13 protein-coding genes are annotated in these 16,009 nt (G+C 50.8%); 5 read left to right on the top strand and 8 right to left on the bottom strand.

Going from position 1 to position 16,009, the window contains the following annotated elements:
• Positions 1-34 precede the first annotated feature (34 nt).
• The 3 genes from AC0YNV_RS04375 to AC0YNV_RS04365 all read right to left on the bottom strand — a co-directional run bounded on the left by AC0YNV_RS04375 (position 35) and on the right by AC0YNV_RS04365 (position 4,448).
• On the bottom strand, positions 35-925 hold the full coding sequence (locus AC0YNV_RS04375) for a carbohydrate ABC transporter permease (protein ID WP_475767299.1): 891 nt from the start codon (positions 923-925) through the stop codon (positions 35-37).
• 57 nt (positions 926-982) lie between these two features.
• On the bottom strand, positions 983-1,894 hold the full coding sequence (locus AC0YNV_RS04370; protein ID WP_379112641.1) for an ABC transporter permease: 912 nt from the start codon (positions 1,892-1,894) through the stop codon (positions 983-985).
• A 310-nt stretch (positions 1,895-2,204) separates the two neighbouring features.
• Entirely contained in the window at positions 2,205-4,448 is a 2,244-nt protein-coding gene (locus AC0YNV_RS04365; protein WP_475766146.1) for a cache domain-containing protein, read from the bottom strand.
• A 239-nt stretch (positions 4,449-4,687) separates the two neighbouring features.
• On the opposite strand from AC0YNV_RS04365, the gene AC0YNV_RS04360 reads away from it, so the two are divergent.
• Positions 4,688-5,182 carry a C40 family peptidase gene (locus tag AC0YNV_RS04360; protein WP_210043918.1) on the top strand — a complete coding sequence of 165 codons (495 nt, stop codon included), beginning with the start codon at positions 4,688-4,690 and terminating at the stop codon, positions 5,180-5,182.
• A 195-nt stretch (positions 5,183-5,377) separates the two neighbouring features.
• A complete protein-coding gene (locus AC0YNV_RS04355) occupies positions 5,378-6,547 on the top strand; it encodes an MFS transporter (RefSeq protein ID WP_475766143.1) in 1,170 nt (389 codons plus the stop codon).
• A gap of 188 nt (positions 6,548-6,735) precedes the next feature.
• On the opposite strand, the gene AC0YNV_RS04350 is transcribed toward AC0YNV_RS04355, so the two are convergent.
• Positions 6,736-7,569 (bottom strand): helix-turn-helix transcriptional regulator, encoded by an 834-nt coding sequence (locus tag AC0YNV_RS04350; protein ID WP_475767296.1) that lies wholly within the window; start codon positions 7,567-7,569, stop codon positions 6,736-6,738.
• Positions 7,570-7,919: 350 nt separating this feature from the next.
• On the opposite strand from AC0YNV_RS04350, the gene AC0YNV_RS04345 reads away from it, so the two are divergent.
• From AC0YNV_RS04345 to AC0YNV_RS04335, 3 genes are read left to right on the top strand one after another with little or no spacing between them, the layout of a single operon-like run.
• Positions 7,920-8,618, top strand: coding sequence for a response regulator transcription factor (locus tag AC0YNV_RS04345; protein WP_475766141.1), 699 nt, complete (start codon positions 7,920-7,922; stop codon positions 8,616-8,618).
• Entirely contained in the window at positions 8,615-10,090 is a 1,476-nt protein-coding gene (locus AC0YNV_RS04340) for a sensor histidine kinase (protein WP_475766139.1), read from the top strand. Before AC0YNV_RS04345 ends, AC0YNV_RS04340 begins: the two co-directional genes overlap by 4 nt.
• Entirely contained in the window at positions 10,083-11,255 is a 1,173-nt protein-coding gene (locus AC0YNV_RS04335) for a WD40 repeat domain-containing protein (protein WP_475766137.1), read from the top strand. The genes AC0YNV_RS04340 and AC0YNV_RS04335 overlap by 8 nt, the downstream gene beginning before the upstream one ends.
• A gap of 19 nt (positions 11,256-11,274) precedes the next feature.
• Here AC0YNV_RS04335 and AC0YNV_RS04330 read toward each other — a convergent pair whose 3' ends face one another.
• The 4 genes from AC0YNV_RS04330 to AC0YNV_RS04315 form a co-directional block, all read right to left on the bottom strand.
• The gene (locus AC0YNV_RS04330; protein ID WP_475766135.1) at positions 11,275-12,420 is read right to left on the bottom strand and encodes an efflux RND transporter periplasmic adaptor subunit; all 1,146 of its coding nucleotides are present in this window, start codon (positions 12,418-12,420) and stop codon (positions 11,275-11,277) included.
• A 45-nt stretch (positions 12,421-12,465) separates the two neighbouring features.
• Positions 12,466-13,344 carry a carbohydrate ABC transporter permease gene (locus AC0YNV_RS04325; protein WP_475766133.1) on the bottom strand — a complete coding sequence of 293 codons (879 nt, stop codon included), beginning with the start codon at positions 13,342-13,344 and terminating at the stop codon, positions 12,466-12,468.
• 14 nt (positions 13,345-13,358) lie between these two features.
• Positions 13,359-14,240: a carbohydrate ABC transporter permease gene (locus tag AC0YNV_RS04320; protein WP_475766131.1), complete on the bottom strand. Its 882-nt coding sequence runs from the start codon at positions 14,238-14,240 to the stop codon at positions 13,359-13,361.
• 112 nt (positions 14,241-14,352) lie between these two features.
• Positions 14,353-15,783, bottom strand: coding sequence for an ABC transporter substrate-binding protein (locus AC0YNV_RS04315; RefSeq protein WP_475766129.1), 1,431 nt, complete (start codon positions 15,781-15,783; stop codon positions 14,353-14,355).
• Positions 15,784-16,009 lie beyond the last annotated feature (226 nt).

Below are 16,009 nucleotides of genomic sequence, written 5' to 3'. Positions count from 1 at the left end.
GTTGTATTCTTAACCGGAAGATTCCGGATCAAGACTATCCTTTCAACGCGCCGATCGTAATCCCCTTCACGAAAAACCGCTGAATAAACGGGTACAGGAAGATAATCGGCCCGATGGTCAGGCACACGGTCGCCAGCTGCACCCCATAAGTCGGCAAAGGCTGCGTATAAGTCGTTTGACTGCCGCCTACGTAAGCGCTGATGTTGATGCTGGAAATGAGCTGCCGGATCATCATTTGCAGCGGATGAAGCTTATAATTGTCGATGAACAGCAGCGCCAGGAAGAAATCATTCCAGTACTGAAGCGCGTAGAACAGCCCTACGGTGGCAATAACCGGTTTGGAAATCGGGATAATGATTATAAAGAATATCGTCAAGTCATTCGCGCCATCAACCGTTGCCGCCTCATTGATTTCATAAGGCAGAGTCCGGAAGAAGGATACCATGATGAAAGCGAAAAACGGGTTCAGCATATAGGGCAGAATTAACGCCCACAGGGAGTCCTTCAGACCTAGCCAATTGGCGATGAGGATATAGAAGCCGACCAGACCAGCCCCGAAGATCATCGTAAAATAAGTGAGAAAGCTCAGAATGTTGCGGTACTTCACCTTTGGATGAGCCAGCACGTAGGCATACATGGAGGTGAGCAGAAGAGCGAGAATCGTACCGCCGACCGTCACCGTTGTGGACACGACGTAGCTGCTGAACACCTGCTTGCCCTCGAGCAGAAATTGATAAGCCGAGAGCGAGAAGTCCTTCGGAATCAATTGATAGCCATGCTGCTTCATCGTCGCCTCCGTGGCGAATGAATTGATCAGCACCAGCCAGAACGGAAGCAGGCAGATTAGAGCAAATACGCCGGTGAAGGCATAAACGAAAATAATAAACAGTTTTTCGGAGAGGGATCTGTCCGTCTTGACCCTCATCGCTTTCATCGTTTTAACCTGACGGATTGAATTTTCCATTCGCTTACCTGCTTTCTTTTAGAACAAGCTGGAGTCCTTGTCGATTTTTTTGGCGATGGCATTGAAGACCACGATCGTAATGAGTCCCATAACGGACTGGTACAGGATAACAGCCGATGATTTGCTGAAATCTCCCAATTGGCGAAGCGCTCTGAACGAGTAGGTGTCGATAACATCGGTTGTTGGATACAGCGGAGCGTTGTCACCCACTATTCCGTAAATCATGCCGAAATCGCCATAGAAAATCCGTCCGACGCCAAGCAGTGCAAGAACAATGACGACGTTGCGGATCAGCGGAATCGTGATATGGATAATCTGCTGAAACCGGCTTGCCCCGTCAATCCGCGCGCTTTCGTAATAATCGCCCGAAATGCCCGTAATCGCAGCCAGAAAGATAATCGAGAAGTATCCGGCAAACTTCCAGATATAGATAATGGTTAGAATGGCCGGCCAAAGTCCGGGCTTCAAATACCAGTTCTCCCCTTCTACTCCGTAAGACATTAAGGTCCGGTTCAGTATGCCGTCCGACGTATTCAGAAAAGCGAACACCATCATGCTGACAACGAGCCAGGAAATAAAATACGGCATGAAAATGAAGGACTGGGCGATCTTCTTGAATACCAGATTGCGGATCTCATTCAGAAAGATCGCAAGAATCAGTGCGATTCCAAGTCCGCATACGATGAACAAGCCGTTCAGAAAAATCGTATTGAACGTAACCTTGTACCAGTCGCTGCTCATAAAGAAGAACTTGAAATTATCAAACCCGACCCACTCGCTCCCCCATAATCCATCGGCCAGGCGATATTTTTTGAAAGCAATCAAGTGCCCTGCCATAGGAATATAGGCAAACACGATCAAAAACAGCAATCCCGGCAGTGCGAGAACATACAAATACTTGTTCTTCACGATTTCTCTAAGTATGGCCACCTTTGCTTTCGTCTCCTCTCCTGGTGTGAGATGATTTGTTTTTCTACGACCAAGCTTATGATGCCGGCCTCTCCCCTGTATAGTTCTGATAATGGAATACGGGTACTGAAACCGCATGGAATCAAGGTTCTCAATACGGAAGTAAGGTGCGTAAACCGGAAATGACAGGCTGTCGGGGGCAGAACTGCACATAGGACCAGGCTCCTGCGTGATCGGATTTTATAGGCTTAAGGATACTTGTTTGCTGGTAACGACAAAGAAACCTCCGGCTTGTTCAGCCGGAAGTCCCTTGTCAGAAAGAATCGCATCATCACTGCTTCTCCCGGTATTGACTCGGCGTCATCCCGGTTGCTTTCTTGAATACCGTAAAGAAATGGCTTTTCGTCTGAAAACCGGACCGTTCCCCGATATCCGTCACCGTCCAGTCCGTCGATACCAGCAGCTCTTTCACCTTGGCAATCCGTTCCTGAAGGATGTAATCCGAAAGCGTCTTGTCGAATACCTCCTTGAACAGCTGCCGCACATGCCGTGTCGACAAGGAAAGATGCTCGGATATTTCTTCGATGGTCAGCATCGGATCATGGAGATGGTTCTTTACGTATTCCACGATTTCCGTAACGACCTCATCGCGGCGGCTCGCGCCCTTCTTGCTGCTCATATCGTCGATGATACCGAGCAGCTCCTGCTCCAGCCAGCCCCTTACTCCGCTGAGCTTGTCGAACGACTCCAGAATATTCTCAATACCCTCAACCGATTCCACGGAAGGCAGCTTATTGAACGTTTTGAACAGCGTGTAGAGCATTAAGGAAAGCTGAAATTTGCTTTGTGTATAATGCATCGTCTGCATATGGGCGAATATCAGGTCCAGGCTTGCCGCAATTTCCTCTGGCCTTCCCATTCGCACCTTCTTGATCAGCTCATCGAGCAAATTATCATCGGCCAACGGTTGAACGCGCTGCATATAGTCTTCAAAATCGCGCTCGATAAAAATCTTTTCCGCGCCCGAAACAAAATTGAGCATGGTGAGCTCATGAATATGCTGATAGATACTGCGCACATCGTCGCTTAACGACTTCTGACCGCTCACGGCAGCAGTGATGTGTATTTGCGTCCACTGTCTGATTTGCTCCCTGACTTCCTCCAGTACCCCGATCAATTCGTTCATGGGAACATGATCTCCCGATATCAAGAGAGCCAGGTGGTCGCCGCCAAGGTCGACCGATTCCGCATACCAGCTGCGGTTGATAACCTCTTCGGCAATATTGCCGATCGCATATTTCATCAGCTTTCTCGAGGCAAAATTATACTGCTCCTTGAACCGGCTGAATTCATTGATCCGGATGACGCTGACATAGAGCTCCTCGTGCTCGAACAGACTGGATTGTTCGCGGAGATAATGCTCCACAGGCGTGATCAGCTTTCCTTGCAGAATCCACTGCCTCAGATATTCGGTCTTAATGACATTCCGGTGCTCGCGCATGGAGGAGTCAAGCTGCCCCATCCGGTCTTCCAGCATCTCGATCCCGTAGCGGATGACTTTATACTCAGCCATGGAGCTGTCGTCTTTATGATTATTTTTCAAATGAAGGCCGAATTTCATCTCCAATTGATCGGCAATCTGCGAGAATGGCTTATAGGTGCGGCGGGAATTCCAGAACAGGATGGCAATCAGCACGACAACGAGGCAGGAGACAAATATGATCATTTTCAAACGGAAGGAAATAAAATCGGCCCGGATGCCTTCCAGCTTGGCCATATGATAGATATACCAGCCCTGCGGCTCGATCAGCGCATATTGAACAGACCAGGACTCGCCCTTATGATCCTTCGTGTAGCTGCCTGAACCCTTCACCGCAGTCGCAGCCAGCTCCATATTCAATTGCGTGGAGTCGGATGCTCCCAGCATGAGATTGCCTTCATTGTCCAGAATAAACGACTGGATCTCCGAATTGGCGTCCTCCTTGAGCAAATACTGCTTCATCAAGGCATCATTCAGGAGCAGGACCAGATACCCGAACGATTGCTGACCGGACGGGACGGTAGGAATGATCATCGCAAGCTTCGTTGTACCATTGACCTGATGAACGAAGAACCGCTGATAAGAGCTCCTTTTTTGTTTCGCCATCTCCAGCATCGGCTGGTCCCGGAATTGCTGAAACGAGGATAAGCCATATTTGAGGTCGATCGTATGCTCAGTCCGCATGTTAATTAAATAGACATTGTCCAGAAAGGGCTCCGTTGTCATATATTTATTGGCCGCCACAATGGCATCGACCTGGGTCCCCTGGGATTCTTCGCTTGCCATCAGCCAGGTGCTGATGCTTTTGTCCGCATACATATTAAATCCGTACGCAATCATCTTGTTGAAAATAAATTCGGCATTATCCCGTGAATGTGCTATCTCTGTCTCATTCACCTGATCAATTTGTTTCATCGCGTAGATGGAGAACTGATGGGTCATCATGTACACAAAAGGTACGGAGACGACCGTGAACAGAATGCATAAACTCAAGAAAATCCGGATGTACGCCTGCTTAGGAATAAAACGATTCATATGGCTCCCCCTTCGTCCACTCGATCAAATTTTATATTCAATAAGCTGTAAACGCAATCATTTTCGGCATGTCCGAAGAGATGAGAGGTTTTTCATTCTCTTCTCATAATCGGGTTTTTTCCGTTGAAGATACAGCGGTTTCCTTCTTTTTGGGAAATCCTGGTGAAAAATAAGTGTGCTATAGTAAGAAACAGTTTACAGTTTATTAACACCTACGCTTGGAGGGAAAGTATACGATCATGACCAAGAAAAATCTCAAGAAGAAACCATTCCTGAAAAACATTATGGTCACAGCCATTTGCGCTGCGATCGGATTCTCAGCTACCGCAGCCGTCCAAACACCATCGGCGCATGCCGCTACGCCCGCGGCTCTAAGTCTCATCAGCTCGGGTACCCAATTTCTTGGTGTTCCTTACCGTTTCGGCGCGCCGGCAGGCGTTACATACGCATTTGACTGTTCGTCTTTTATTCAATATGTGTTTAAAGCCAGCGGCATCAAGCTTCCCCGCACATCGGTCGCGCAAGCGACGGCAGGGAAGAAAGTGGCAAAGGGCTATCTCAGTACAGGCGATCTTGTATTCTTCAATACGGGAGGCGCCGGAATCAGCCATGTTGCGATCTATGCGGGCAACGGCAAAATCCTGCACAGCTCGAGCACCAAAGGGGTCACCATTGCGAGCATGAACACAACCTATTGGCAGAGCAAATACGTTACCGCACGCCGTGTGCTGTAACTTCAGTCTTACGTAGAACCCGATCCGTGCAGCGTTTGCACGGACCGGGTTTTTTTGTTGCGCCTCCCCGGCCTCCTCCCTGATCCGGCTCACTGGCGTAATTTTGTAGAGGAATCCTGAAACATTCATCGAACTACTCTAAGAGCCCGTCTTATAGCACCAGGATGAAGTCAATACGAGTAAAGGATGGAGAGCATGCCTGTTAATCTTGCGTATTTTCTGTTTTTCTACGTTTTTATCTATATGAGCAATGCGGTATACGGTACGTTCATTCCGCTGTACTTTCAACATGTCGGATTCTCGCAGTCGCAGATCGGAACGCTGCTCAGTCTCGGTCCGCTGATTGCCATTCTCGCCCAGCCGGTCTGGGGTACGCTGAGCGACCGTGCCAGAACCAAGAACAGCATCCTGCTGCTGCTGATCGCCGGAAGTGGAATATCCATGCTGCTGTATCCTTTGTCCAATCACTTCGTTTATCTTCTGATCATGATCTGTATGTTTACCTTTTTTCAGACCTCGATTTTTGCTGTCAGCGACGCCGTGACGCTGGAGGTTCTGGACAAGCGCAAGCGGGGCAATTACAGCCATATCCGGTTGGGCGGAACAGTCGGTTATGCGATCATGTCTATCCTGTTCGGTCTCATCGCGCAGAAGCGCATTGACCTGATGTTCGGCATTTACGCTGCCATTCTTGCAGTCTGCTTTTTGCTGGTTCTGCGTTTTCCCGCAATAGAGGGACATCAATCCAAAGGGAGGAAAATGAGGGTTTGGGTGCTGTTAAAGAACCGGAAGCTTGTGGTTTATATGGCCGCCAATTTTGTTCTTCAGATCACTCTCGGCTATTACTATGGATTCTTCCCCCTTTATTTCAAGGAATTGGGAGGCAGCAGCGCATGGCTGGGATGGTCGATGGTGATCTCTTCGCTTAGCGAGATTCCGTTCCTGCTTCTGTCGAACCGAATCTTCAAGCATGTCAAGATTCCTTATATATTGATGGGGGCTGGAGCTGCTGCCGCACTGCGCTGGTATCTGTTCTCCGTCATTCAGAATCCATACTGGACCCTGCCGGTTCAGGTTCTGCATGGACTGATCTTTATCGTATTGTCCGTGACCATGGTAACCGTTATTAACAAGGAAGTACCGAATGAGCTGAAAGCAAGCGGTCAAACATTTAACGGCCTGCTCAGCCTGGGAATTGCCCGGATCATAGGAAGCATTGCGGGAGGCGTTGCCAGCGAAGCCTTCGGCATGCGCAGCGTGTTCTTCTATAATTTCATTGTCGCGCTGGTCTGCATCGTCGTTTTCTCCGCTGTCTTCTGGCTGCAGGGCAATCGGGAGAAAGCCAGTATCGGCGCAGGCTCCTGAACGTAAGGATCAGCAAGCCAGCCGTAAGGCGCAGCTGATCCTTATGTCTTCCGGCATACAAAGAACGGTCTTCTTCGCATCCATGCGAACGAAGGCCGTTCTTTGTTTCGTTCGATGAATGCTGTGCGGATGCGCTGAGGATTATCAGGCGGGCTGTTGCGCTGAGCATGCAGGAAGGCAGCCTGGTTTTATTTGATATGGATTAAACCGGATTTATTGGTATTGTTTTCTTGTTGATCATTGTTCTGATGAACCCGATTGAGGAACACATTCATCAACAAGGGAAGGGAAATAAGAATGGGCGGATCGTCCAGACGGGGAACGTGGAGCATGACTTGCTGATGGGGGACGATCGTATTGGGGCCGACGAATATAGGCTTCTTCGAGCGGGTTCGCAGCGTAGCTTGAGGAAGCAGAAGATCCACTCCCTGCGTTCCCCAGGAAATCGTAGTTGCCATCAAATAATAGGTTCCCGGCTTGACTCCGGTAAAGCAGAAGCCCCCTAGTGAAGGCAGTACGGTTCCGTACAGCGGGAATCCTTCCGGAATAGGCTTGGCAAACAAGCCGATCAAAATGATGCCCTCAAATGGAATCTCCGCTTGAATGGACCCTTCTACCCGGTCATGCCGATCGGAAACAGGATGCGCCGTCTGCCAATCTTTAAGCTTTTCCAGGGAATTAAAATGGCTGTTCGCCTGCTGCGTCGAGTTGCGGAAATCGGACGGTGTCATGCCTACCTTCTCGGTAAAACGGGTGGTAAAGGTTCCCAGGCTTTGCTGTCCAATCTCCAGACTGATGTCGCGTATGCTCAAATTTGTGCGCAGCAGCAGATCCTTGGCCTTCTGAAGCCGGAGCGAGGAGACATAATATAAGGGCGGCAGACCGATTCTTTCCTTGAAAATGCGTGTGAAATGATATGGACTGTAAGCTATGTGGCCGGCCAATAAGGAAAGCGGAAGCGGATCATAGATGTTCTGATGTATGAATGCGATCACCTCGTCTATTTCTGCGTACCGATCCATTGCCATACCTGCATCTTCCTTCCGTTATTTATCCATCTCCTTGATCAGAACATTTGTTCTCATTAAATGATAACACATATTTTATTCCCTGGGAACTGTCTATTTTTAGTTTAATTGTAAAAAATGGAGGAGGCAATGGCACACCGCCCTAACCTTTCTCTAACTGTTGAACATGTATCCGGCTCCCGCTTACATGTATCCAAAATGTAAAATCAGCCGGTAAACTCTGTCAAAGAAGCTATGGCCTCTGTTCATTTGCTACAATAATAAAAGACAGACAACCCGATCATTTACTTCGGCACCTCGAAGGGTCCCCTCGCGAGGCGCCGAAATTAAGGAGTGCAGCATAAATGCTTAAGCAAAAGATTCTTGTCGTAGAGGATGAGGAGGCCATCGCGGAGCTGCTGGTCTATGCCCTGGAGAGAGAAGGATTCTCCGTCATGCGCGCAAGCACCGGGAATGAAGCTGAATCGATGGGCCGTTCCGGCCGGCCGGATCTGATCCTGCTTGATCTGATGCTTCCCGACGGGAGCGGATTCGAATTATGCAAGATTGCGGCGAAGGAGGACTGGAATATCCCCATCATCATGCTGACAGCGAAATCCGATATGGTGGACAAGATCCTGGGAATGGAGCTCGGAGCCGACGATTATATTACGAAGCCCTTTGACGTGCGCGAAGTCATTGTGCGGATCAAAGCGATCTTCCGCAGAATCGGGCTTGTTATCAAGCAATCCCAGAGCAATGCAGCGGAACGCCTCGCCATCGGCGGACAAATTGAAATCGCCAGAAGGCAGCGGAAAGCGTGGAAGAACGACGAGGAAACGGATCTGAAGAACAAAGAATTTGATCTGCTGCTGTTTCTCGCCGATAACCGCGGCATCGTATTCACGCGTCCGCAGCTGCTGGATCAGGTTTGGGGATTCGATTTTGCCGGCGATACCCGTACCGTCGACATTCATGTCCAGCGGCTGCGCAAAAAGCTTGACGACGGCGACGGGAATTCCGTTATCGAAACCGTGTTCGGCGTAGGGTACCGGATGCCATGAGCAGCACCGGCGGAATCCGGTTTCCCATCCGGCATAAGCTCCTGTTGTCTTTTACCGTCGTTATATTCGCCGGCTTGTCCGCCCTGCTCCTTGTATCTGTGAGAATCACGGAGCAGAATGTCTCGGGCATCATCAATCAGGACATGATTCAGGCCAACAAGACGATCGAGCTTTATGTCAAACAGTATTTTCTGACCCGAAATATCGCAATGGATCAGGACTCTATCCGTTTCGAAGCGGATGGTCTTGTCAAGGAGCTGGGCGCTGCCGTCGGCAGCCCGATATCGGTGTACGATCCCGCAGGCAAGGGTTTATCCGATCTGAACGCGGATTTGATGCCTGCAACCAACGACTTCGCCGAGTCCCTGCATGGCAAAATCGCCTATTCCCTGCGGCAATCCGGCACGGAAACCACTGTCCGTCTGTCAAGTCCCGTAGAGTCCGGCGGTAAATTGATCGGCGTTATCCATATGGTAAAGGATTACTCGGGCTTGTATGATTTTACAAGCCGCTTCCTGTCGACCGTAAGATGGTTTGCCGTCGGAATTTTCCTGCTTGTCTTCCTGACCGCCGCCCTGCTCGCAGTCCGGATCACGAAGCCCTTGGGCAAGCTTGCGCGCAGTCTTGAGCGTGTTTCCGAAGGGATCTATGAGACTGCACCCCCGGCCCTCAGCCGCGATGAGATTGGCGATTTATCCCGTTCATTTATGATCATGGTCAAGCAGATCAAAGCGCAAATCGCCATTATAGAGCGGGAACGGGATACGCTTCAGGAAACCCAGGCGATGAGCAAAACCTTTTTCGATAATGTAACCCATGAGCTGAAGACGCCTCTTACGACGATCCGCGGCTATGCGCAAATCATGATGGAGAACGGATTTACGGATCCCGTTTTTTTCAACAAGGGCATGAAATATATTCTGGACGAAAGTCAAAGGCTGAACGACAAGGTCGTGCAGATCATTGAATTTTCGACTGCCGCTTCGGAAGGTTTTGATTACCGGCTGGATGAGGTCGACTTATCCAATCTGGTAAGGGACGTCTGCGAAGACATGAGGGTCAAAGCCAGAAAATACGGCATCCGAATTGATTGCGCCGATGAGCCGGGTCTTCAGCTTATCGGCGATGAGGTCAAATTGCGGGAAATGCTCATTAATGTGGTGGATAACGCCATCAAATATGGAGGCGTGAACACGACCATTCATGTTACCGCCGAACATGCGGCGGATAACCGGGTCCGCATACGGGTGGAGGATCAGGGGCCGGGCATTGCCGAAGAGCATCTTCATCGTCTGTTCGATCCGTTCTATCGTGTAGCGGGCACCAAAAAAGAAGAACGCGGAAGCGCTGGCCTTGGCCTAGCGATCGTCAAGACGATCGCGGAACGTCATAACGGGCATGTAACCATTGACAGTCAGCTCCATCAGGGTTCGACAGTCACGATTGAATTGGGAGGTCATGATCATGAGTGAACGCAGCCGCGCACCTTTCTTCCGAATGATGGCGCTGGCCGTTCTGATGGCCGTCATCATTGCAGCTTTTCTGGGGGTGGGGGAGCTTGCCTTACGGACGATTGACGGCGACAAGACGGTCGTGCTGGACCCTTCGCTGTTTCAGGAAGCCGCTGGCGGAGGCCTGCGTATCGATACCATCATCAAACGCCATGTAGACAGCCCCATGAAGGAGGCCAAGCTGCTGGACGGGGATCAGATATTGTTCCACGCTTCCGGAAGCGGAGAAATGAATGACGCGACCGCACTTGCCGTCTTTAGCATCGACAACAACCAGATCCGCGATATCGTCCATAATCAGCCGATTCTATCCAGCAGCTTGTCCCCTGACGGGACCAGGCTTATTTACAGCACTGTCCAGGGCGGCAAAGACATCATTACCGTCTGGTATGATCTTGTGAACGACAAGACCATCGACATCTGGAATGGATACTCGTATTGGGCGACTTTGCTGAACGATAACCGGTATATTGATTTATCTGGAAACGGATATAAATCAGAAATCAGAATGTATGATTTAAAAACAGGACCAAAAAAGTATAAAACAATTGCCATGATAAACGACTCTATTTATGCAAAATACGCCCAATCGATTGACAAATCGATTGAATACCAAAAGAAGGTGGCAGCCAAAACTATAAAGCCAATGCTCTCCCCCAATGGCCATTATCTCTCCATACAGCTGATGGTGACATCGGGTCTCTCGGCCATTCATACCATTAACCTGGACGATAATACGGCATCTGATACGGTTGAGATGGAAATTTATGATTTTACAACGCTCCGGGACGGCAGACTGCTCATATCCGGCCGTATCGACGGTGTCGAGGGACTCTATCTCGCTTCCGGCGCTGACGCTCCCGTTCTGCTGAAGGAAGGCGTGTTCAGCAATCTGGCGGCAAGTCCGCAGATGGATGCCGTTTCCTATCTCACCCGCACAGGGGATGAGCGTCCGAAGCTATTGGCCGGAAAACTGGACGGCAATCGGCTGACCTCCGAAATTACCGTGTATGGCGATCCCGGCTATGTCGGGCTGCTGCAGTGGAGCAGCGATGGCAAAGCGTTGATCTGTACCGCAGAAGGCCTTGAAGGGACGGAAGTTTACAAGTTTCAATTCGCCTCCTGATCCCTCGCCTGCCGGCTTCCTACAATCTCACCCTGCTGCCTTCCTGAATCGGCTCGCTGCTCTCAATAATGATTTGCTCCTGGTCGAACAACCCGCTCACAGCGGTTTGAAATTCATTGGAATCGGTGACCTTGACGGACCTGCGCGCTGCGTAAAAAGCGTTCCCGAGCGGCCCCTGCCGTTCTTCAACCACATAGACATACGCTCCCGAGCTGTCCTCCCGGATGGCCTGGCTTGGAACGAGCTGCGAATCATCATCCTGGCTGGATTGTGAAATATCAACCTGAATCCGCTCGCCTCCATGAAGAGACTTGTCCTGAACCTTGATCACGAGCTGGTTTGCCACAGCGGGCGTCTGCGTTTCTCCGGAAGCGTCCTGGCCGCCATTATCCGGCACGACGGTGTCTTTAATTTCCGCGATACTGCCCTGGATGGCCCGGTTGTCATCTTCAGAGAGCTTCGCCTCAAGCTTATCTCCAAGCTTGAGCCCGGATGCAATACCAGCGGGCACCTGCAGTTCGAATTGGAAGCCAAGACCGGTGTTGGAGAGCTGGATATCCGGACCTGCAGGAGACCCGGACAGGCCTTCCATGGCGTTGACATGAGTTACGATCCCGTCGAATGGCGCGAGCAGCTGCTGATTTTCCCCTATGGTCTTCTGCAGCGCTTCCAGATGCTGCTCCTGTGCAGCGATATCGATTTGGGCGCTCTCCAGGGCGTTTTGAGCGTTCAGCTTGGCCGCCTGATCTTCACTTTGAGCAGCCTGAATATAGTTAAACTGCAGGATGCTGACGGATAGCTTCAGCTTCTTCATGGCGGCCTGCGAATCCTCAAGCTGGCTCTGGGCATCGCTGCTGTCATAGTTGACGAGCGCCTGGCCTTTATGAACCGCATCGCCTTCCTTCACCAGCACCTTACTTACTTTCCAGCCCGCCGGGTTCTGCAGGTCAGCCTCCTGTACAGGCCGGACGGTTGCATTGCCCTGATACGTATGGGCCAGATTTCCCGCCGCAGCCTGTCCGGTTATCACCTTGGGCAGCGTCAGGTTCAGCAGCGTGTTGCTGTACAGGGTAACGGCAATGAGCATGCCGAAAAACAGTATGGCGATCAACCGGATCCTGCGTTTGCGTGCCGCAAGCTTTTGTTCGTCAGTCTGATTGTCCACTTTCATCACTCCTAAGGCTCTCCACGGAAATCTTGATCCAACCTTCTATCCTTTAACTCCCGACAGCTGCACGCCTTGAATAAAATAGGATTCAGCATACAGGAACAACAGAACCATCGGCGTCATATACAGCACGGATGCTGCGAATCCGACACCCCGCGCATTCTGGTTAATCTGCGCCAGATACAGCGATAGCGGCTGCTTATCCAAATCCTGCAGAAATATGATCGGCTGCTCGACCATATTCCAGTAATCGACAAACAGGAGAACCGTCAATGCGGCAAGTCCCGGCTGAACAAGCGGAAGAATAATCCGGATGAAGATGATCAGATGCCCGGCTCCGTCCATTTTGGCCGCTTCCATGTAGGAAAACGGAATATGCGTCATAAACTGGCGCAGCATGAATACCCCGAATGCGCTGAATATTCCCGGCAGTATTATCGCAGCTGTCGTATTCAATAATCCCAGCTTCTCCACCACCATATAATTCGGAACCAGCGTGACCTGAAACGGCATGAGCATCGTCATCAGATAGACCAGAAACAGCTTGTCCCTTCCCTTGAAGCGCAGCTTGGCGAAGGCATAGGCCGCCAGAGATGCGATTACCGTTTGGCCGGCGATAATCGGCACGACCATTCCTGCCGAATTCCAGAACATTTTCATAAACTTCGGATTCTGGATCAGCACCTGCGAGTACTGCTCGAACGAAAGCCAATCCGGAAGGATCTTCAGATTCACGAAGAGGTCCTTCCCTCCTGCCGCCGCGTCCAACATCTTGCCGATTAAATCATAATTCCGGCCGATCTCCTGCTCGGTCATGAGTGAATTTGTAAAGGTAAGAAGGATCGGCGCCACCGTTGCCACGGCTATGATCCCAAGCAGGAGAGTCAGCGCCAAACGGGGCAGCCATCGTGGTTTTATCATAGGCCCTCCCTCATCTACTCCATAAATTCCCGGAATCGGCGCTCTACCGAGAGCAGCACCGTCACCAGCAGGACGATGCATCCCACCATGAGCGCGGCTGCTGCGGTCAGGCGCTGGATATCCAGTGTAAAAAACATATTGTTCATATAATGCTGCAGCATATAGATGCGGTCGTAGGGATAATCGCCTGCGAGCAGGTAGGTCTCCCGGAACACCTTGAAGGAATTGATAATCGAGATTAATAATACGAAGAACAGGGTCGGCGTCAAATAAACGAGCGTAATATGAAACAGCTGCCGCAGCTTGCCTGCCCCTTCAATGCGGGCGGTCTCGTAGTAATCCTGCGGGATCGACTGCAGCCCGGCCAGAAACAGGATCATATCGTAGCCGATATTTTTCCAGATATACATAATCACCAGCACCACCATGGACCCGTCCGATTTCAGCCAATCGATCCGTCCTAAGTGAAGACCGTTCATCCAGGCATTCAGGCTGCCGTTCCAATCGAAGAGGATCTGCCAGATCATAACGACGGACGCAACCGGCACAACCAGCGGCAGAATAAAGGCGGTCTGGAGCCAGTTGCGCAGCCAGACGCGCTGATTGAGCAGCACAGCCAGAATCAGGGACAGCGCGAGGAGAAGCGGAACGCTCACGCCGGTGAATAGAAGCGTATTGCCCGCCGCTTTACGGAACGAGCCGCTGGCGAGCAGCTCTTTGTAGTTGTCGAAGCCGACAAAAGAACCGCCGATCGTCTGATCTGTGAACGAATAATAGATGCCAATGGCGAACGGGATCACGAAGAATACGGCAAACCCGGCCAGGCTGGGAGCCAGAAACAGAAGCGCGGCCATCCCGTCCCTGCGCAGCAAACGGGGAAGCCGAAGCCTATTCATCGGGCTCCCCATCCGACACCGCAGCCGCGCTGGCAGCAGTGATGAACTTCTTGATGCTCGCTTTCTTCATAGTGTAGCTTTCCTCCTTATTGTACATGTTGCAGCATGCAGCTTATTCATTCAGATACAGCATAACCTTGTGCTGAATCAGCTTGGCGACATCCTCCGCCGGCTTCTGACCGCTGAAGAAGGCTTGGCATTCTTCTGTGACAATCTCATCGATCCTGGATGGTTTGCCAAGGGAGTGAACCGCCTCCGTCACACTGGCTTTCAACTCATCAAGCTGATCAACCATCGTGCTGTCGGGCTTGATCGCAGAACTTTTCGCCGGGCCATTGTTGTAGGCTTGAATCCCCTCGTCCCGAAGCTGCTTGATTTGTTTGTCGTATGCGCTTTTGTTGATGGGGAAACCACTGCTGCCCGAGGCATTGCCGGAAATCGAATTGGCCTCCTCGGACAAGAGGAAATGGATGAAATCCCAGGCTTCCTTCTTGACGGGCGAGCTTCCGCTGATACCGAGAGTCTGGCGGGCCCCAAAATAGCCTCCATCTCCCATTTCCTGCGCATGCGGCTTGGTATAAAACTTCGCCTGTGAGGCATAGGCCTCCAATACGTACAGATAATCCACCGGTGACTGAATCTGAGCTTCTTCGAAGTATGTTTTTTTACTATTTTTACGGCCGCCGGCAAGCGCATCATAGACCACGCCTTCGTCGAACATGGCCTTGACCTGCTTCATCAATCCGGTAAACGATGCCGAATCGAAGCTCGCCCGGCCATTCGCTTCATCCACGAACAGACCGTAGTTCTCGGAAACCATCTCGGTCAGCATATAATCGTGGGAACTGCCGAATGCATGCTCATACCCGCCTTTTTGGGATAATTGCTTCGCCATTTCGGCAAATTCGCTCCATGACCAGTTCTGGTCGTTCACCTGCTCGCCGGCCTTCACCAGCGCGCCCTCATCCCCGATCAATCCGCTGAGATAGAAAGATAACGGCATGGCGTAAAGCCCTCCATTAATCTGCGAGTTATCGAGGATATTGGTGAAATAGTCTTCCTTCTTGAACGTTGGATCCTGCTGCATCAAGTCGCTCAGATTCACCAGTAGGTTCCGGTTCACATATTTCTCTGTGGGCAGCGAATCCATTTCAATCAGGTCAGGTCCTTTGCCGGCAAGCATGGCCGTGTTCGCAGCGGCAACGAATTTCTCTTGATCTGCCAGCTGCTTATCGGGATCATTGACATCGGTTTGGGCGACCTGCAGATCAATCTCGATATTGGGATGGAGCGCTTCATATTTCTTCACGGCTGTTTGGATCTGCTCATTCCGGCTGTAGGTTGAGATCACAAGCTTCGCCTTTCCACTGTGCTCCGCCATTGACGGATCGTCCGCTTCCCGCTTCGTCTGTTCGCTCACAACCGTCAGTGTCCCCGTTCCCTGAGGCGGAGTTGGCCCCTCTATACCGGAATTTCCGCTGCTGCAGGCAGCTGGAATGAATAGAACAAGGCAGCTTACGATCCATAATCCTTTTATGTTCATACGCCCCTCTCCTCCTTGTCCAGATCAAGGCTTTCTCTTGCGACCTGCTAAATGTAAAACATAGATGTTAAAATAACTTCTCCGATTTATGTACAAATTGTATCCAAACTCAAATGCTCAGGAATAAGGGAAGCCCGGGGTGGATTCTCCGCGGACAGCAAAAAATCCGAAAGACGCCACTTCACGAGCAAAGCGGCATTCTTCCGGATTCATGACGGATTTCGTT

This window comes from Paenibacillus sp. JT31N11 (genome assembly GCF_056269285.1).
This window is presented reverse-complemented; position numbering and strand designations above follow the sequence as displayed.